Source organism: Bradyrhizobium sp. 35 (genome assembly GCF_023073215.1).
GTDB classification, from domain to species: Bacteria; Pseudomonadota; Alphaproteobacteria; order Rhizobiales; family Xanthobacteraceae; genus Bradyrhizobium; species Bradyrhizobium canariense_D.
The window spans coordinates 128,808-147,199 of the sequence record NZ_JADPJC010000050.1; the positions used below are offsets into that span (position 1 = coordinate 128,808).

Annotated in this window: 18 protein-coding genes and 1 pseudogene; 14 read left to right on the plus strand and 5 right to left on the minus strand. The window is 63.8% G+C overall.

From position 1 onward, the window contains the following. Positions 1–31: 31 nt before the first annotated feature. Entirely contained in the window at positions 32–1,009 is a 978-nt protein-coding gene (locus tag IVB36_RS08785) for a tripartite tricarboxylate transporter substrate binding protein (protein ID WP_247297598.1), read from the minus strand. Positions 1,010–1,114: 105 nt separating this feature from the next. On the opposite strand from IVB36_RS08785, the gene IVB36_RS08790 reads away from it, so the two are divergent. The 7 genes and pseudogenes from IVB36_RS08790 (at position 1,115) to IVB36_RS08820 (ending at position 7,279) form a co-directional block, all read left to right on the plus strand. Continuing rightward, complete coding sequence (locus IVB36_RS08790) at positions 1,115–1,822, plus strand: TetR family transcriptional regulator (protein WP_085385611.1); 708 nt, start codon at positions 1,115–1,117, stop codon at positions 1,820–1,822. A gap of 29 nt (positions 1,823–1,851) precedes the next feature. Further along, the gene (locus tag IVB36_RS08795; RefSeq protein WP_247297685.1) at positions 1,852–2,736 is read left to right on the plus strand and encodes an amidohydrolase family protein; all 885 of its coding nucleotides are present in this window, start codon (positions 1,852–1,854) and stop codon (positions 2,734–2,736) included. Further along, positions 2,733–4,029 (plus strand): annotated as a pseudogene (gene dctA / locus IVB36_RS08800) (C4-dicarboxylate transporter DctA). The gene IVB36_RS08795 and the pseudogene dctA overlap by 4 nt, the downstream one beginning before the upstream one ends. 42 nt (positions 4,030–4,071) lie before the next feature. Continuing rightward, positions 4,072–4,785 (plus strand): PIG-L deacetylase family protein, encoded by a 714-nt coding sequence (locus IVB36_RS08805; protein ID WP_085395881.1) that lies wholly within the window; start codon positions 4,072–4,074, stop codon positions 4,783–4,785. Beyond that, positions 4,782–5,465, plus strand: coding sequence for a 4-carboxy-4-hydroxy-2-oxoadipate aldolase/oxaloacetate decarboxylase (locus tag IVB36_RS08810; protein ID WP_247391251.1), 684 nt, complete (start codon positions 4,782–4,784; stop codon positions 5,463–5,465). Before IVB36_RS08805 ends, IVB36_RS08810 begins: the two co-directional genes overlap by 4 nt. A gap of 21 nt (positions 5,466–5,486) precedes the next feature. After that, on the plus strand, positions 5,487–6,356 hold the full coding sequence (locus tag IVB36_RS08815; RefSeq protein WP_018459295.1) for an ABC transporter substrate-binding protein: 870 nt from the start codon (positions 5,487–5,489) through the stop codon (positions 6,354–6,356). After that, on the plus strand, positions 6,356–7,279 hold the full coding sequence (locus IVB36_RS08820) for an NAD(P)-dependent oxidoreductase (RefSeq protein WP_247391252.1): 924 nt from the start codon (positions 6,356–6,358) through the stop codon (positions 7,277–7,279). Before IVB36_RS08815 ends, IVB36_RS08820 begins: the two co-directional genes overlap by 1 nt. Before the next feature lie 12 nt (positions 7,280–7,291). Here the strand turns inward: IVB36_RS08820 and IVB36_RS08825 are convergent, their stop codons facing one another. Beyond that, entirely contained in the window at positions 7,292–7,603 is a 312-nt protein-coding gene (locus tag IVB36_RS08825) for a hypothetical protein (protein ID WP_247391253.1), read from the minus strand. 213 nt (positions 7,604–7,816) lie between these two features. Next, positions 7,817–9,058 carry an amidohydrolase family protein gene (locus tag IVB36_RS08830; protein WP_085352768.1) on the minus strand — a complete coding sequence of 414 codons (1,242 nt, stop codon included), beginning with the start codon at positions 9,056–9,058 and terminating at the stop codon, positions 7,817–7,819. A gap of 143 nt (positions 9,059–9,201) precedes the next feature. On the opposite strand from IVB36_RS08830, the gene IVB36_RS08835 reads away from it, so the two are divergent. Both IVB36_RS08835 and IVB36_RS08840 read left to right on the plus strand, forming a co-directional pair. After that, positions 9,202–9,621, plus strand: coding sequence for a nuclear transport factor 2 family protein (locus IVB36_RS08835; RefSeq protein ID WP_018459291.1), 420 nt, complete (start codon positions 9,202–9,204; stop codon positions 9,619–9,621). Positions 9,622–9,799: 178 nt separating this feature from the next. Continuing rightward, on the plus strand, positions 9,800–10,708 hold the full coding sequence (locus tag IVB36_RS08840) for an amino acid ABC transporter substrate-binding protein (RefSeq protein ID WP_085352769.1): 909 nt from the start codon (positions 9,800–9,802) through the stop codon (positions 10,706–10,708). Positions 10,709–10,919: 211 nt separating this feature from the next. Here the strand turns inward: IVB36_RS08840 and IVB36_RS08845 are convergent, their stop codons facing one another. Continuing rightward, a complete protein-coding gene (locus IVB36_RS08845; protein ID WP_247391254.1) occupies positions 10,920–12,131 on the minus strand; it encodes an acyl-CoA dehydrogenase family protein in 1,212 nt (403 codons plus the stop codon). Between the two features lie 41 nt (positions 12,132–12,172). Further along, on the minus strand, positions 12,173–13,798 hold the full coding sequence (locus tag IVB36_RS08850) for a long-chain fatty acid--CoA ligase (RefSeq protein ID WP_247391441.1): 1,626 nt from the start codon (positions 13,796–13,798) through the stop codon (positions 12,173–12,175). Between the two features lie 178 nt (positions 13,799–13,976). Here IVB36_RS08850 and IVB36_RS08855 point away from each other — a divergent pair, with 178 nt between their 5' ends. The 5 genes from IVB36_RS08855 to IVB36_RS08875 all read left to right on the plus strand — a co-directional run bounded on the left by IVB36_RS08855 (position 13,977) and on the right by IVB36_RS08875 (position 18,361). Then, complete coding sequence (locus IVB36_RS08855) at positions 13,977–15,830, plus strand: NAD(P)/FAD-dependent oxidoreductase (protein WP_247391255.1); 1,854 nt, start codon at positions 13,977–13,979, stop codon at positions 15,828–15,830. 38 nt (positions 15,831–15,868) lie between these two features. Beyond that, positions 15,869–16,687 carry a lytic murein transglycosylase gene (locus tag IVB36_RS08860; protein ID WP_247391257.1) on the plus strand — a complete coding sequence of 273 codons (819 nt, stop codon included), beginning with the start codon at positions 15,869–15,871 and terminating at the stop codon, positions 16,685–16,687. Between the two features lie 196 nt (positions 16,688–16,883). Continuing rightward, the gene (locus IVB36_RS08865; protein WP_007592399.1) at positions 16,884–17,105 is read left to right on the plus strand and encodes a hypothetical protein; all 222 of its coding nucleotides are present in this window, start codon (positions 16,884–16,886) and stop codon (positions 17,103–17,105) included. A 12-nt stretch (positions 17,106–17,117) separates the two neighbouring features. Then, positions 17,118–17,540: a hypothetical protein gene (locus IVB36_RS08870; protein ID WP_018459285.1), complete on the plus strand. Its 423-nt coding sequence runs from the start codon at positions 17,118–17,120 to the stop codon at positions 17,538–17,540. A gap of 371 nt (positions 17,541–17,911) precedes the next feature. Continuing rightward, the gene (locus IVB36_RS08875) at positions 17,912–18,361 is read left to right on the plus strand and encodes a MaoC family dehydratase (RefSeq protein ID WP_018459282.1); all 450 of its coding nucleotides are present in this window, start codon (positions 17,912–17,914) and stop codon (positions 18,359–18,361) included. The last annotated feature ends 31 nt before the right edge of the window (positions 18,362–18,392 follow it).

Here is an 18,392-nt window from a genome sequence, read left to right on the forward strand (position 1 = left end):
GTCCAGCGCGCTGGTCCTCATGCGAAGCACCTCACTGCGCGCGGATGTCGGCGGCCTTCAGCACCGGCTCCCATTTGGTCGCCTCGGCATGCATGTAGGCGCCGAAATCCCTCGACGATGAGCCGACCGGGGCCGCGCCGATCTTGCCGAGCGTCGACAGTACGTTCGGGTCCTGCAACGCCGCCTTCAGATCGGTTTCGAGCTTCGCCACGATATCCGGCGGCATTTTTGCCGGGCCAAGAACGCCCCACCAGACGGAGACGTCGTAACCCGGCACACTCGACTCCGCGACGGTCGGAACATTGGGCAGCGCCTTGGAGCGTTCGGCCGAGGTCACCGCGAGCGCGCGCACCGCGCCGCCTTCGATCTGGCTGATGGCCTCCGCAAGCGGATTGATGCTGAGCGGGATGTCGCCGGCGATCACGGCAGTCAGCGCGGGGGCGCCGCCCTTGTAGGGGATCGCGACGATCTTGGTGCCGGACATGTATTTCAGCAGCTCACCGGCAAGGTGCGCCGAGGTGCCGTTGCCGGACATGCCGTAGGAGAGCTTATCCGGCTCCTTCTTCGCCGCGATGAGGAGATCACTGAGCGTCTTATAGGGGCTGTCCTTGGCCACGACGATCGCGAGCGGGGAGGAGGCGACTTCGCTGATCGCGGTGAAATCCTTGAACGTGTCATAGGGCACGCTCGGATAGATGAACTGGTTGAGTGGATGGCCGCTCGCGACGAGGATCAGCGTGTAGCCGTCGGGCGCGGCCTGCGTCAGCGCTTGGGACGCGACGATTCCGCCGGCGCCGGGACGATTGTCGATCACCGGCTGCTGGCCCCAAGTCCCGGCCAGCGCCTGAGCCAAGGTGCGCGCGAGCACGTCGACGGCGCCGCCGGCCGCATAAGGCACCAGGATGTGGACCGGCTTGCTCGGATATTTGTCGGCCTGTGCGGCGGTCCCCGCGAGCAGCAGACCGGCGCCCACCATCAGACCGCTGATGGTCTTGTTGAAACCCAGCATTTCCCAGCACTCCTTTGCACCCAGCGGCGGTCTCTCGGCCTTTCCGGGTGTCATCCATGGTTTTTGTTGACGAGACCTGATCTTTTGTACGATAGTACAAATCACATGATCCGCAACCCCGCCAGCAAGGAAACGGCCCGCAAGCCGAACATGCGCGAGGCGATCCTCGCCGCGGCCGAGGAGCTGTTCGCCACCAACGGCTTCAACGCCGTGTCGGTGCGCGATATCGCACAGGCCGCCGGCGCCAATCCCGGCAGCGTCACCTATCATTTCAAGACCAAGGACGGCCTGCTGCTGGAGATCTACCGGCGCCATTGCGGGCCAATGAATTTGCGCCGTTCCGAGCTGCTCGCGGCCGCCAAGCGCGTGCGCGATCTCCAGGACCGGCTCGAAGCGGTGGTGCGGGCCTATGTCGTGCCGGCCTTCACCTCGGGCAGTGATCTTGCCGGGGGCGGGGCGCGGTTCACGCGGCTGCGCGCGGTGATGTCCGCGGAGGGCAATGAAGTCGCGCGAAAGATCATCGCACAGACTTTTGACGACACCAGCCACGCCTTCATCGATGCTGTTCACGAAAGCCTGCCGCACGTTCCGCGCACCGATATCGTCTGGCGCAGCCACTTCCTGCTTGGCGCACTCTATTATTCGCTGGTGACGCCGGATCGCGTCTCGCGCCTGTCGCGCGGCGAGGCCGACGGCAGCGATGCCGCAAGTGCCATCGAGCAATTGGTGCAAGCCACCGTGGCCGCGTTCCAGGCGCCGGCGCTGGATCAGGCGCCAGCACGGCGACGGCCGGTCGTCAGCAGCAAGACTTGAAGACACGATCTGGTTCGGCGGTTTATCCGATGGCAATGATGTACACGCCGACCATTCCGCCGCCCGATCCGGACACGCGCACGCCGAAGTTCAGACTGCCGAACCTGTCTTGCGATGCGCATTGCCACATCTTCGGGCCCGGCGCGAAATACCCTTACGCGCCGGAGCGTTCCTACACGCCGCCGGATGCGCCGCTCGAGGATTTCCGCGCGCTGCATGCCAAGCTCGGCGTTGGACGTGCCGTCATCGTCAATGCGAGTGTGCATGGCACCGACAACACGGTGGCGCTTGACGCCATCGCGCAGAGCAACGGGGCCTATCGCGCGGTTGCCAATATCGACGACACCATCACCGAGCGCGAGCTTCGCGTGCTGCATGAGGGCGGCTTCCGCGGCTGCCGCTTCAATTTCGTCCGCCATCTCGGCGGGGTCCCGGACAAGCAGGTGTTCGACCGCATCGTCGCGCTGGTCGCACCGCTCGGCTGGCATATTGATCTGCATTTCGATGCGATCGACCTGCCTGAACATGCCGACACGCTGATAAGGCTGCCGCTGAGCTACACCATAGACCATATGGGACGGGTGAAGGCGTCCGAAGGGCTCGACCAGCTGCCGTTCAAGATCCTGGTCGAGCTGATGCAGCGCGACGAGAAATGCTGGGTCAAGATCTGCGGCTCGGAGCGGGTGTCATCGGCCGGTCCGCCGTTCACCGACGCCGTGCCGTTCGCGCGAAAAATTGTCGAGACGGCGCCCGACCGCGTCATCTGGGGCACCGATTGGCCGCATCCCAATGTCAAGGCGATGCCGAACGACGGCGATCTCGTCGACCTGATCCCGCTGTTCGCGCCGGAGCCGGAGTATCAGCAGAAGATCCTCGTCGATAATCCAGCGCGGCTGTTCGAGTTCGACCAATGACGGCGCTCGCGATCGACAAGCCGCACGGCCGCGCCTGGTGGAAGGAGCTCTGGATCCAGGTGCTGATCGCCATGGCGGCCGGAATCGCGCTTGGGATCGTCAATCCCGAGGGGGGCGCCAGGATGCAGCCGCTTGGCGACGCCTTCATCAAGGCGATCCGGATGCTGATCGCGCCGATCATCTTCTGCACGGTCGTCCATGGCATCGCGCATATGGCCGATATGGCCCGTGTCGGGCGCGTCGCCGTCAAGGCGATCGTCTATTTCGAGATCATGACCACGATCGCGCTGATCATCGGTCTCATTGCGGTGAACTTGCTCAAGCCCGGCGTCGGCATGAACATCGATCCCGCCAGCATCAATGCCAGCGCGATCGAGCCCTATGTCAAGCAGACGGGCGTGATCGGCTTTGTACCGTTCCTGATGAACATCGTGCCCGCGACGTTCATCGGCGCCTTTGCCGAGGGCAACATCCTCCAGGTGCTCTTCATCGCCGTACTGTGCGGATTTGCGCTGGTGCAGCTCGGCGAGCGCGCCGCGCCGCTGGTCCATCTCATCGACATCGCCGCCAAGATGGTATTCACCATCGTCGGATTCATGATGTGGGCTGCGCCGATCGGCGCCTTCGGCGCCATCGCCTTCACGGTCGGCAAGTTCGGCGTCGGCTCGCTGGCCTCGCTGGGCAAGCTCCTCGGCGGCTTTTATCTCACCTGCGTGATCTTCATCATCGTGGCGCTCGGCCCGGTCGCGCGTCTGTGTGGCTTCTCGCTGCTCAAGCTGATCCGCTACATCTGGGAAGAGCTCTTGATCTGCATCGCCACGACATCGTCCGAGACGGTGCTGCCGCGGATGCTAACCAAGCTGGAGCAGGCCGGCTGCGAGCGCAGCGTCGTTGGGCTGGTGATCCCGACCGGCTATTCCTTCAATCTCGACGGCACCTGCCTCTACCTTGCCGCCGCCTCGGTGTTCCTGGCACAGGCGACCAACACGCCGTTTGGGCTAGCCGAGCAGATCGAGCTGCTTCTGATCCTGCTCGTGACCTCCAAGGGCGGCGGGAATCGCGGGCGCCGCCTTCGTCGTGCTGGCGGCAACCTTGTCCGCCACCGGCAGCATTCCGGTGACGAGCGTGGCGCTCGTGCTCGGCATCCACCGCCTGATGTCGCAGGGGCTGACGCCAACCAATCTGATCGGGAACGCGGTCGCGACCATCGCGATTGCCAAATGGGAAGGCGCACTCGATGCCGACCGCCTGAGGCGCGTGCTCGACGGCGAGAAATCCGCTGTCGCGGCTTGATAAATTTATGACGTTGACGAACAGAAGAGGGGAGTTTGTCCCATGAAAACAGGTCTCGTGATCACAGCTCATCCGGGCGATTTCGTCTGGCGCGCCGGCGGCGCCATCGCGCTGCATGCGAAGAAGGGCTACCGCATGAAGATCGTCTGCTTGTCTTTCGGCGAGCGCGGCGAGAGCCAGTTCGCCTGGAAGGAGAAGGGTGCGACGCTGGAATCGGTCAAGGCCGGCCGCAAGGACGAGGCGGAGCGGGCGGCCAAGCTGCTCGGCGCCGAGATCGAGTTCTTCGATTGCGGCGACTATCCGCTGAAGCTCGCCGAGGCGCATTTCGACCGCATGGTCGACGTCTACCGCGAGCTCAATCCGAGCTTCGTGCTGACGCATGCGCTGGAGGATCCCTATAATTTCGACCATCCGAACGCGGCGCATTTCGCGCAGGAAACCCGCGTGGTCGCGCAGGCGATGGGCCACAAGCCCGGCGCGCAGTACAAATATTCGGCCCCGCCGGTGTTTTTGTTCGAGCCGCACCAGCCGGAGCAATGCAACTACAAGCCGGACCTGCTCCTCAAGATCGACGAGGTCTGGAAGGAGAAGTACGAGGCGTTCCAGATCCTCGCCGCGCAGAAGCACCTGTGGGGATATTACGAGCGCGTCGCGCTCAACCGCGGCATCCAGGGCAGCCGCAACACCGGCGTGTCCATGACCTATGGCGAGGCCTATCAGCGGCTGTTTCCGACGGTTGCGGAGGAGCTGGCATGAAGCCGGTCGTCGTTCGCAACATCAAGCGTGCCGATCCCGCTGGGATGGCGGAGTACGGCGTCTCGACCGTGCACGAGGCCTATGATCGGCTCGGACTGATGAAGCCGTATCTGCGGCCGGTCTGGGCCGGCGCGGCGATCGCCGGCCCTGCCGTCACCGTGCTGGCGCAGCCCGGCGACAACTGGATGATCCATGTCGCGGTCGAGCAGTGCAGGAAGGGCGACATCCTCGTCGTGGGCTGCACCACCGACAACACCGACGGCATGTTTGGCGAGCTGCTCGCAACCTCGCTGCAGGCGCGCGGCGTGCAGGGATTGATCATCGATGCCGGCTGCCGCGACATCAGGGCACTGCACGAGATGAACTTTCCGGTGTGGTCGCGCGCGGTCTCGGCCAAGGGCACGGTGAAGGCGACGCTCGGCTCGGTCAATGTCCCCGTGGTCTGCGCCGGCGTCAACGTCGATCCCGGCGACATCATCGTGGCCGATGACGACGGCGTCGTGGCGGTGCCGAAGCGCTACGCGGCCGAGGTCGCCGAGAAGGCGAGGAAGCGCAACGCGGACGAAGGCGGCAAACGCAAGCGGCTGGCTTCGGGCGAGCTGGGCCTCGACATGTACAGCATGCGCGAGGCCTTGGCGAAGGCCGGGCTCGTCTATGTCGACAATCCCGAGGACGTCTAAAACAATCAGCGGAGTGGGCCGATGGATCGTCTCAAGCTGAAGGCCGTGCTCGGCAGTCACCCCCATGTCCAGGCGGTGAAGAGCGGCGAGCTCCGCTCCAACCGCTTCGACCTCGACTTCATCGAATACACGCCGACCAACACTGCGTTCAAACCGATGGTGCGCGAGCAAGCGTTCGACGTCTGCGAGATGGCGATCGTCACCTATCTGATGGCAAAGGCGCAAGGCAAGCCCTTGGTGCTGCTGCCTGCCACAATGCTCGGCCGCTTCCAGCATTCCTACGCGCTCTATAGTCCTGCGCAGGGAACCCTCGGGCCGTCCGATCTCGAAGGCAAGCGCGTCGGCATCCGTTCGTTCACGACTACGACCGGCGCCTGGATCAGGGGCATCCTCGCCAACGACTACGGCGTCAACCTCGACAAGATCCGCTGGGTCACGTTCGAAGACCCGCATGTCGCCGAATATGTCGACACCACCGAGCGCGCGCCGAAGCACAAGAAGATACTTCAGATGCTGCTCGACGGCGAGCTCGACGTCGTCCTTGGTGAGGCCTCGAACGATCCCAAGCTGAGGCCGCTGTTCCCCGATCCGGCCGCGGAAGCCGCCATATGGTACGCGCGCCGCGGCGTCGTGCCGGTCAACCATCTCGTGGTCGTGACCGAGCAGCTAGCGAAATCGCGTCCTGACGTAGTTTCGGGCATTTATGATCTCCTCAAGCAAAATAAGGCGCAGGCGGGGCCTGCGGCAACGCCGGACCTGGTTCCGTTCGGAATCGAAGCGAACAGAAGGTCGCTGGAGTTGATCGTCGACTACGCGTTCCAGCAGGCGCTGATCCCGCGCCGCTATGCGGTTGAGGACCTGTTCGACGCAACAACGCGAGGACTGAACTGATGGCGGGCGATCCCAAGCGATGGCAGGTCGGGCTGGTCGGTTATGGCGAGGTCGGCAGGATTCTGGCCGAGGATTTGCGCCAGCAGGACATCAAGGTCACAGCCTTTGACATCAAGCTCGCGGGCGAGCAGGGTGGTTCGCTGCACGAGCATGCTGAAAAAGTCGGTGTGGGGCTCGCAGCCTCGCACGCCGAGCTGACCGCCAAGTCCGATTTCATCATCTCCGCGGTCACCGCGAGCCAGGCCGTGCCGGTGGCAAAGGCCTGCGCGGCCGCGATCAATCAGGGCACCTGGTTCCTGGATTTCAATTCGGCGTCTCCCGCCGCCAAGCAGCGCGCTGCCGCGCTGATTGATGGCGCCGCCGGACGTTATGTCGAGGGCGCGGTTATGACGTCGGTGCCGCCTTATCGCATCAAGGTGCCGCTGCTGCTCGGCGGTCCCGGGGCCAGGGAGCTGGAGCCGCTTTTGAACGCGATGGGTTTTGCGGCCAAGGTTGCGAGCGACAAGCTCGGTGTTTCATCGGCGGTGAAGATGTGTCGCAGCATCATGATCAAGGGGCTGGAGGCCATGGTCATCGAAAGCTTCACCACCGCGCGCTCCCATGGCGTCGAGGATGCGGTGCTGGCTTCACTGGCGGAAACCTTTCCCACGATCGATTGGGAGAAGCAGGGTGCTTATTGCTTCCAGCGTGTGATCGAGCATGGCCGCCGCCGCGCCGAGGAAGTACGCGAGGTCGCCGAGACCGTGCGTGAAGCGGGGCTGACGCCGTGGTCCGCGCAGGGCACCGCCGAGCGGCAGGCCTGGGTGGCGGACCTCGCCGACGAGGGCCTGTTCGGAACGAAGGGTACCAAGGAGTTCGCTCGCAACGCTGACTGGCGCATCGAGGCGGACCGAATCCTGGCGAAGATCAATCGCGAGAAATAGGGCGGCTCCTGCTCAGGACTTCGCCGTGCGAGAGCCAGTGAGTTCGTCGCGGACGTGTTCGATCAACGCCATCAGGTCTTCGGACTTGCGGGCCAGCCGATCGTTCGCGACTTGGGTCCGGAATTCCGCGCGGATCACCCGAATGCACTTGTCGGCGGTGTCGAGCGTCAGGAGCATGCGCGTCAAGTCATCTTGGGTCCGGATGCTCGCCAGATCGAGGTTTGACAGGACATGCCCGATGCCGTCGAGCCGTTTTATAGCGGCATCGCCGGGCGTTCTCGCTCGAATGGTGCGATGGTCGATGCTGCTGAATGCGCTGAACATGTCGATGCTTTCCCGTTGAATGCAGACTTCAGTGCAGGTTCTGCTTTGAACGGCACCGCGGGACTGGCAATACGCTCAGCTATCGGCAATCAGCGCGGATCGACTATCCGGTATTCTACCGGATTCGGAATATGAGAGCGATCGACGGTAACATCTAACGGAAATAACGCGGCAATTCGCCCCGCTTCAATGCAGATATGCGTCCAGAGCGGCTCAGGAGCCGGGGCGGAACACAGTGGGCCGTTGCCGCGCAAAAGTCTGCCGGCCGCTCTTGAAGCCCATTACGACATCCGGCAGCTCGGCGACGGCGAAGCGGCTGTCTTGCGTATCGAGCACGATGAGATCGGCGGGGTTTCCGACCTTGATGCCGTAATCCCCAAGGTTCATCAGCCGCGCCGGCAGCTCGGTCACGAGATCAAGGCAGGTATCGAAGTCGTTCACCGAGGCATGCGCGACGTTGGCGTAGAAATTCGCCATTCGCAGCAGTGAGGCATCGCCGAACGGCGTGAAGGGATTGAGCACGTTGTTGGTCGCGATCGAGCACAGCACGCCGTCGGCGGCGAGCTTGTGGGCGAGCGTCAGCCCGCGTGGCGCGTTGTGGGTCGCTTCGCGCCCCATCAGGTACAGATCGGTTGCCGGCAGCACGGTGACGGCAACGCCAGCCTTGGCCAGCTGCGCGGTGGCGGCCCTCAGCCGCTCCGGTGGCAGTACGGAGAGTTTCGTGGCGTGGCCGATTGCCACGCGCCCCCCATAGTTGCGCCGCTCGGTCTGCCGGCAGACCTCGTCGAGGTGCCACCAGGAGGGATCGAGATCGAAATCGAGATGGAGATCGACGTCCAGGTCGAACGCCTCGGCGAGGTCGAAGATGCGTGCGAGATGGGCGTTCGGGTCGGTGTCCGTGTAGGGGCAGCCGCCGATCACCTCCCCACCATCGCGCAGCGCCTGGATCAGAAGCTCCTCGCTGCCGGGATCGTTGGTGAGGCCTTCCTGCGGAAAGACACAGAGCGACAGGTCGATCGCCCAGGCATAGTCACGCTTCAGCGCCTTCACCGCCTCGAAGCCGCGCAATCCGATGCGGGGATCGATCTCGACGTGGGTTCGCATGCGCGTGGTGCCGTGGACGATAGCACGTTCGAGTACCCGGGCGCCGCGCGCGTAGACGTCCTCGACCGAGAAACCCTTCTTCATCTCGGAGACGGCGCGGATCGCTTCGGAGACGCTGCCGTGATCATGCCCGCAGCGGCCGAGCAGGCAGGCCTTGTCGAGATGGATGTGGCTGTCGACGAAGCCGGGCAGGGCGAGGCGTCCGCCGACATCGACTTCGGCGGCCTCGCAAGCGAGCGTCGGTTCGATGGCGGTGATCCGGCCGCGCGTGACGCCGATGTCCATCGGGTCGGCGGCACCACGCAGCAAGGCGTTGCGAAAGATAAGGTCAAAGGCGGATTGGGCGGTCATGGCTCTTGCGGAAGGAATTTAGTGCATTCGGCCGCGTTTGGCGGCTCCAGATTGTCGGCAGTGTAGCGACGGAAATGTTCAAAATATATGCACGTATTCCCCGAGAGCGGCGTTAGTATTCCGCAAGCCCTGGAGAATGAGCCATGTCCGCTGCCGCAAAAGCCGAAGCCGGTCCGTCGTCCGACGCCGAGATCGTGGAAGCCTATCTCACGGCGTCGATGATCCCCGATCCGGACGCCGCGGCTGCCTATATGGCGCCGGGCACGGTGATCACCTTTACCGGTGGGCGCGAGTTCGATCATCCGCGCGGCCCGACCGCTTTCAACGCCAAGCGCTACCGCTGGGTCAAGAAGAAGATGGACCGTTTCGACGTCTGCCCCGGCGACGGCGAGACCGTGGTCTATAGCGTCGGCACGCTCTACGGCGAATGGATGGATGGGTCCGCGTTCGAGGGCAACCGCTATGTCGACCGCTTCGTGGTGCGGAATGGCCAGATCACCAAGATGGACGTCTGGAACGACAGCGCCGAGCGGATCCTGGTCCAGCGCGGCATCGACGCGTAACAGCCATCTTGGCGCTTGAGCGCCCCGACTCCAGGGGGACAAAAGGCCGGTCCACCATATCGCAAGCCGCGATACCTGATAGATGCAAGCTCGTGTGGCGGCTGCCGCGCGCCTGCGCTATCAACGGTGCGATTGCTGCGCCCGGCATGGGGGCGCAAGCCTCCTCGAGGAGTTCCCGATGCGTTTACCCACCGTTGTCCTGGCCCTCACATGCCTTGCAACTGCCGCCTCCGCCGAAGACCTGTCGGGTACGCTTCAGAAGGTCAAAGAGACCAAGAAGATCACGCTGGGCTACCAGGAGGCCTCGGTCCCGTTCAGCTATCTCGACGGCAACCAGAAGCCGGTCGGCTTTGCCATGGATATCTGCCTCAGGATCGTGGATGCCGTGAAGAAGCAGCTCGGTATGCCCGACATCGCCGTCGACACCCTCGCCGTGACGTCGTCGAACCGGATTCCGCTAATGGTCAACGGGACGCTCGACCTGCATTGCTCGGCGACCACCAACAATGCCGATCGCCAGAAGCAGGTCGCCTTCACCAACACGCACTTCCTCAGCGCAACGCGATTTGCGGCCAAGAAAGCCGCAAAGATCAACACCATCGACGATCTCAAGGGCAGAGCGGTGACGGCGGTGGCCGGCTCGGTCAACCTGACACAGCTCGCCAAGGTCAACACCGAGCGCAATCTGGGCATCAATGTGATGCCGGCCAAGGACCAGGCCGAAGCCTTCCTGCTGCTGGAAACCGATCGCGCCCAGGCCTACGCGCTCGACGACGTGCAGCTCGCGGTGGCGATCGCGCGCTCGAAGGAACCACAGCTCTTCATGATCAGTGAGGAGACGTTCTCGAAGCCCGAGCCTTACGGGATCATGTTGCGGCGAGAGGACGCTCCATTCAAGGCGCTCGCCGATCGCGCGACTGCGGAGCTGTACGCCAGCCAGGAGATCGAGGTCCTCTACAAGAAGTGGCTGGAATCGCCGACTCCGCCGAACGGCCTCAACTACAACGTCCCGATGTCGGGCGCCTTGCGCAACGCCTTCAAGAAGCCGAGCTCCAGCTTCGATCCCGATGTGTACGTGGTGAATTGAGTGAGGGCGCCACGGCGCTGGTTGTAATCGGGCTGCGTGTCAGCGTGCCCTCGCCCCTTGCGGGAGAGGGCAGCTCCGCTGGTTGATGCAGACTCACTGGGGTGAGGGGTTTGTCTCCGCGGAAGCAGACCCCTCATCCGGCGCTTCGCGCCACCTTCTCCCGCAAGGGGAGAAGGAAAGAGAGCGAGCCGCACGAGCGGAATGCTTCGTCCTACGCATTCGAATATTTCTTCAGCTCGAACCGCGCGATCTGGTTCCTGTGCACCTCGTCCGGCCCATCCGCAAGCCGCAGCAAGCGCGCGGTCGCATAGGCCTGGGCTAATCCGAAATCGTTCGACGTGCCGCCGCCGCCGTGGGCCTGGATCGCCCAGTCGATGATCTGGCAGGCCATGTTGGGCACGGCGACCTTGATCATCGCGATCTCCGCTTTCGCCACCTTGTTGCCGACGGTGTCCATCGCGTAGGCGGCGTTGAGCGTCAGCAGCCGCGCCTGCTCGATCATGATCCGGGCTTCTGCAATGCGTTCCTGCGTCACCGTCTGCTCGGAGACCGGCTTGCCGAAGGCGATGCGGCTGCGCACCCTCCGGCACATCTTCTCCAGCGTGCGCTCGGAGAGCCCGATCAGCCGCATGCAATGGTGGATGCGCCCCGGGCCGAGGCGTCCCTGCGCGATCTCGAAGCCGCGGCCCTCGCCGAGCAGCATGTTCTCTTTGGGCACGCGCACATCGGTGAAGACGACCTCAGAGGCACGGTCGGGCACACCATAGAAGCCGAACACGGGCAGGGGGCGCTTGACCTCGACGCCCGCAGTGTCCATCGGCACCAGGATCATGGATTGCTGCTTGTGGCGGTCAGCATTGTCGGGATCGGTCTTGCCCATGAAGATGCAGATCTTGCAGCGCGGGTCGGTCGCATTGGTGGTGTACCATTTGCGGCCGTTGATGACGTAATGGTCGCCCTCGCGAACGATCGAGCTTTCGATGTTGGTCGCATCGGAAGAGGCGACGGCAGGCTCGGTCATGGCGAAGCAGGAGCGGATTTCGCCTGCGAGGAGCGGCTTCAGCCAGCGCTCCTTGTCCTCCTTCGTGCCATAGCGCTCCAGCACCTCCATGTTGCCCGTGTCGGGCGCCGAACAGTTGAAGACTTCGGGTGCGAGATGCGAGCGGCCCATGACCTCGCAGAGCGGGGCATATTCGAGATTGGTCAGGCCGGCACCGTGGCCGGAGTCCGGCAGGAACAGATTCCAGAGGCCTTCGGCACGTGCCAGCGGCTTCAGCTCCTCGACGACCGGATAGACCTTCCAAGGCCCCAGCTCCTCCGCCTCGCGATAAAAGCGTTCCTCGTTCGGATAGATGTGCCGGTCCATGAAACTGTCGAGCCTGCGCTTGAGCTCGACGACTTTGGGCGACATCGGGTAGAGCATCTTTGTCTCCTTGGTCGATGGACAGGCCGGGCGCAATCGGCTCAGGCGACGCGATACCCTTTAAATTTCTCGCGCAACGCTGATTTGAGCACCTTGCCGGTGCCGGTCATCGGGAACTCGTCCATGAACTCAACGGCGTCGGGCATCCACCAGCTCGCGATCTTCGGGCGCATGTGCTCGAGCAGCGTCTTGCCGTCGACGGTCGCGCCCTTCTTGCGGACGACGAGGAGCAGAGGCCGCTCCTGCCATTTCTCATGATTGATCGCGACCACGGCGGCTTGCAGCACATCAGGGTGAGACAGGGCGACGTCCTCGAGCTGGATCGAGGAGATCCATTCGCCGCCGGACTTGATGACGTCCTTGGAGCGATCGGTCAGCGTGACGTGGCCCTGGGGGTCGATCACGGCCATGTCTCCGGTGATCAGCCAGCCGTCGCGGTCCAGGCCTTCTTCGAGTTTCATGTAGCCGGACGCAACCCACGGTCCCCGCGCGCGCAGATGGCCGACGCTCTTGCCGTCGCGCGGCAGCTCGTTGCCGCCGTCATCGACGATGCGCAAGGCGGTGCCGAAACAGGCGCGGCCGGACACCTGGCGGCGGTCGAACTTCTCCTTGTCCTCAAGATGCTCGGAGCCCGGCCGCAAGCCCGGCATCGAGCAGCCCAAGGCTTCGGTCATGCCCCAGGCCTGGACGTAGTCGATGTCATACTCGCGCTTGAGCCTCTCGACCATCGCGCGCGGGGGTGCCGAGCCCGACGACAATGTTGCACGAAGTGTCGAGAACCTGTTGCCGGTCCGCCCGAGCCAGTCGAGCAGGATCAGCCAGAAGCTCGGCACGCCCGCGGACAGCGTCACCTTCTCGCCTTCGAGCAGCTCGTAGAGCTTGTCGGGCTCGTAATTGCGGCCGGGCAGCACCAGCTTCGAGCCGGTATAGGGCGCGGTGAACGGCATGTTCCAGCCGTTGCCGTGGAACAGCGGGGCCATCGGCATCATCACCTCGCGCACGCCTTCCAGGTGCCCGGGCAGGAAGTCGAAATTGCAGGAGACCATGGTCTGCAGGATCGCGGCGCGATGCGAATAGATCACGCCCTTGGGATTGCCTGTCGTGCCCGAGGTGTAGCAGATCGTGGATGCCGATTTTTCGTCGAATTCCGGCCAGGCGAAGCCGGTGTCGTGCTCGTTCTCCAGCAGGTCCTCGTAGCAATGAACGTTGGCAAGCTTGGTCTGCGGCATCCGCTCGCGCGAGCACATCACGACATAGGCTTCGATCGATCTCAGCTGCGGCGCGATCGTCTCCACGATCGGCAGCGTGGCGCGGTCGATGAACAGCAGGCGGTCCTCGGCATGATTGACGATGTAGACGAGTTGTTCGGGAAACAGCCGCGGGTTGATGGTGTGCAGCACATATCCCATGCCCGGCGCGGCGTAGAACATCTCGAAATGCCGGTGCGTATTCCAGGCCAGCGTGCCGACGCGGTCACCGGACATCATGCCGAGCCTCTTGAGCGCCAACGCCATGCGCTTGATGCGCGGGTGGGCGTCGGCATAGGTGTAGCGATGGATGTCGCCTTCGATCTCGCGCGCGACGACCTCAGCCTCGCCGTGATAGTCGGCGGCATACTGGATCAGGCCGCTGATCAGGAGCGGCATGTCCATCATCAATCCCTGCATCGTCTCCTCCGGACCGCCATGTCGTTGCATGACGTACGCTTGTGATGTGCGCTTGAGGTTAGCGGAACGCCACTCCACGTTCCCGCAAAAAGCGAGAGACGCGATTGCATGCGTCACTTTTTCAGGGCTAAGTGATGCTAGCTGCCGGCGAAGCAGTGTCCGCCGGGGGAGGAAACGGATGTCAGCGCAAAGACACAAGACCGGCGCAGCCGGCGAATCTACAATCGACATTGCCGCGCTCCGAGCGCGCTATCGCGACGAGCGCGATCGCCGCCTGCGCGCCGAAGGCAAGGCGCAATATGTCGAAGTGACCGGCGAGTTCGGGCGCTATCTCGACGATCCCTGGGCCAATTCCGGATTTGCCCGCGAGGCCGTCAGCGAACAGACCGAGGTGCTGATCGTGGGCGGCGGCTTCGGCGGCCTTCTGTGCGGCGCGCGACTGCGCGCGGCCGGCATCGATGATTTCCGCGTTGTGGAAAAGGCCGCCGATTTCGGCGGCACCTGGTACTGGAATCGCTACCCCGGTGCGGCCTGCGATACCGAGAGCTACATCTACCTGCCGTTGCTGGAAGAGACCGGCTACATGCCGGTGCGCAAATATGCGCGAGCCCCCGAGATCTACGAGCATTCGCGCCGCATCGGCCGTCATTTCGGCCTCTATGAGCGCGCGCTGTTTCAGACCGTCATCACCCACATGGAATGGCGGGAGCAGGAGGCACGCTGGCTGGTCGAGACAGATCGCGGTGATTGCATCCGCGCGCGCTTCGTCATCCTTGCTGGCGGCCCGCTGAGCCGTCCGAAGCTGCCGGGCATTCCCGGTATCGAAAGCTTCAAGGGACACAGCTTCCACACCAGCCGCTGGGATTACGCCTACACCGGCGGCACGGCCGAAGGTGATCTTAGTGGTCTTGGCGACAAACGCGTCGGTATCATCGGCACCGGGGCCACCGCCGTGCAATGTGTGCCGCATCTCGGCCGCTCGGCCAAGGAGCTCTACGTCTTCCAGCGTACGCCGTCGGCGATCGGCGTGCGCGACGACCGCCCGACGGATCAGAGCTGGGCGCAGGGGCTCAGGCCCGGCTGGCAGCGCGAACGCATGGACAATTTCACCGCCGTGATCTCGGGCGAGCCATTCGAACAGGATCTGGTGCAGGACGGCTGGACCGGCCTGCTCGGCGAGATCCTGCTGGCGCCGCGCCGCCAGCCGCAGCCGGTGACTTCGATCGAGGAGGCGCTCAAGGTCATCGAGCAGGCCGATTATCGCAAGATGGAAGAGATCCGAGCGCGCGTCGATGCGATCGTCAAGGATGAGGCGACGGCTTCGGCGTTGAAACCCTGGTACAAGGCATTCTGCAAACGGCCGTGTTTCCACGACGAATATCTCGACACCTTCAATCGTCCCAACGTGCATCTCGTCGACACCAGGGGACAGGGCGTCGAGCGCATCACCGAGAACGCGGTCGTGGTCGACGGCAGGGCTTATGAGCTCGACTGCCTGATCTATGCCAGCGGCTTCGAGGTCGGCACCGACTACGCCCGCCGCATGGGCTTTGAGGTCTACGGCCGTGACGGCGTGAGCCTGTCGGCGCGCTGGCGCGATGGCGTCAAGACGCTGCACGGCTTCTACAGTCGCGGCTTCCCGAATTGCTTCCTGATCGTCATGGTGCAGGCCGGCCAGAGCGCCAACTTCCCGCACATCATCGACGAGCAGTCGCAGCACATCGCCTATGTGATAGCCGAGGCGCGCAAGCGCAAAGCCCGGACGCTGGAGCCGACGCTCGATGCCGAGAACGCCTGGGTCGAGGAGGTGGTCAAAGCTGCGCTCGGCCGCCAGACCTATCTCGCCGAATGCACGCCCGGCTATTACAACAATGAAGGCGTGTTCGATCCGATCGCGGCGAGAAATAGCCAGTATTGGCGCGGGCCGGTGGCATTCCTGCGGCTGCTGGACAAGTGGCGCCAGGAGGGCAATTTGGATGGACTGGAACTGTCGTATGATCACGCCATGGAGTCGGCGCCTTCGTCCGGGTAAGCTCGGGCATTGGATCACCCAGGGAGAGGACGTCGGACATGATCAGGGGCAGAACTGTAGCTGCGGCGGTTTTTGGGGCGATGACGCTGCTCGGCTGCCTGGCGCCCGCCGCCCACGCCGCGCAATGCGGCAGTTCGTCGGCCGGCTTCGAGGCCTGGAAGCGCGAGTTCAGCGCGGAGGCGCAGGGCAAGGGCGTCGGCCAGACTGCGCTCTCGGCGCTGATGCAGACCAATTACGCCAGTGCCACCATCGCGGCCGACCGTGGCCAGCGCAGCTTCTCGCTGACGCTCGACCAGTTCCTCGCCAAGCGCGGCGCCACCACCATCGTTGCCAAGGGTCGCCAGCTCAAGCAGTCGCAAGCCGCCTTGTTCACCTCGATCCAGCAGCGCTATGGCGTCCCGCCGGGGCCGCTGATCGCGATCTGGGGCATGGAGACCGGGTTCGGCAGCCAGCGCGGCAACCAGAACATGCTCTCTTCGATCGCGACGCTCGCCTATGACTGCCGCCGTCCCGAATTCTTCACTGAGCAGCTCTATGCGGCGCTGAAGCTGATCGATCGCGGCACGCTGTCGGGGGCAACCCGCGGCTCGATGCACGGCGAAGTCGGTCAGACCCAGTTCATGCCCAAGAACATCCTGGCCTACGGCACCGGCAATCTCGAAGTTGCCGCCAATGCGCTGAACTCGACGGCGAATTTCCTCAAGGCCTATGGCTGGCGTGCAGGAGCGGGTTACCAGCCGGGCGAGCCGAATTTCGCTGCCATCGAAGCCTGGAATGCCGCCGGCGTTTATCAGAAAGCGATCGCCCTGATGGGACGGCAGATCGACGAGGGCGGAGGTACGGCCGCCTCGCGCTGACCAGAGCCGCGTTTCGAAGGGGCTCAAGCTTCTTGGTTTTGCCGCGTTTGCTTTATGCGAACCGGCATCCACTTCGCTTGAGAACGCTCCTGCTCAGCAAGGCGTGATGCGCCGGCAAGAGAAAGTTGTTGCCAACTGGAACCGACGGCACGAGGTTTGCTTTGATCGAACAGGGCTGGGCATGAGGAGACTCAACATGGCAACCCAGATCGTGATGGACCAGACTGGCGACACGCGCCACGAGTTTGATCCTGGCAATGCCGAAGCGCTGGCGCGAGCCGAGCGGCGCTTTCGGGAGCTGACCGGAGCGGGCTTCACCGCCGCGCTGCGAACCGGACCTGGCGAAGTCACCCGGATCCGATCGTTTGACCCGACCGCGCAGGAAACGCTGTTCTATCCCCGCCTGGTTGGCGGTTGATCTGAGCTGCTCATGATCGCGGCAGTTTGGCTCCGTGGGCCGGCGCGTGCGCGTCTGCATGCGCTCCGCGAACTCTATCGGCGCTTCTTCGGCGAGAACACGCCGGATGCTCGCGGTCGCCGGCTCCTGGCCGAATGGCTGTCACCGGCGCAGCGCGCCCAATTCGAGCAGCACCGGTATTTCGATGTCGTCGGCGGCGATACCGGCAAGACCTATCGCATCCATTATGGCACCGCCGCCAACGTCCATGAGATCGACGAGGCCGGAAATGCGACGATGGGGTGGTGCTTCGTCCCGTCAGGCTTTCTCGTTCCCGGCGACGTGATGCTCGCACAGAAGATCGCGCTCGAAACCGACGAAAGGGGAGCTCTCGCGCTCGCCAACAGGTTTCCGCCAGCGACGCATTCGGAGCACTTCTACCGGCGGCCGTTCTAGGGCGTGGGCTATCAGTAATGGGTGGAGCGATAGGCATCCACCGCGTGCGCTGCAAAGACGCCGACGCTGCAAAGCGCGAGCAAGGCCGAGATCAGCTCGATCATAGTTCGTCCTCCTGCGGCGGCAGGGCGACGAGGTGCTGACAGCAGGAATAATCCCAGATCAGGTTGAGGAAGAATTGCATCGTGGCCGTCCCTGTATGCTTTTGACAACGAGATAACCGACCATCTGTTTCAGGCGTGTTTCGTCGCATCTGGAAACGGGTTTCTTGGGGAACCCCGGGCTGGTTTGTGCGCTGCGGAGCCGCTACATCCCGCTCTTGCTCAATCCCATTAGCCGCGGGGCGGCGCATCACATTGCGAGGCGAAATCATGGCGCAGGTCGAGTGGTTCGACGATCTCACCATTGGAATGCAGTTCAAATCCCCCGAAGTTCACGTCACCGAGGCCGACATCAAGCGGTTCGCGGCCGAGTTCGATCCGCAGCCGATGCATCTCGACCACGAAGCCGCCAAGCAGACCCTGTTCAGGGGTCTCGCTGCCTCGGGATGGCACACCGCCGCGATTGCCATGAGCCTCGCGATCCAGACCCGTCCCTTCGGCCCGCATCCGCTGATCGGTGCCGGCGTCGACGGGCTGCGCTGGACCATCCCGGTGCGGCCCGGCGACCGCCTGCATCTGGTCGGGGAGGTCATGAGCCTGACGCCATCGAAGTCGAAGCCGCAGGGCATCGCACTGGTGAAATGGACGATGTTCAATCAGAACGGCGAGGAGGTTTACACCTTCACCCCGATCGCGATCGTGCCGCGGCGAACCGCCTGAAGCCCTTGCGGGTCACCGGCAGAGGTGGTCA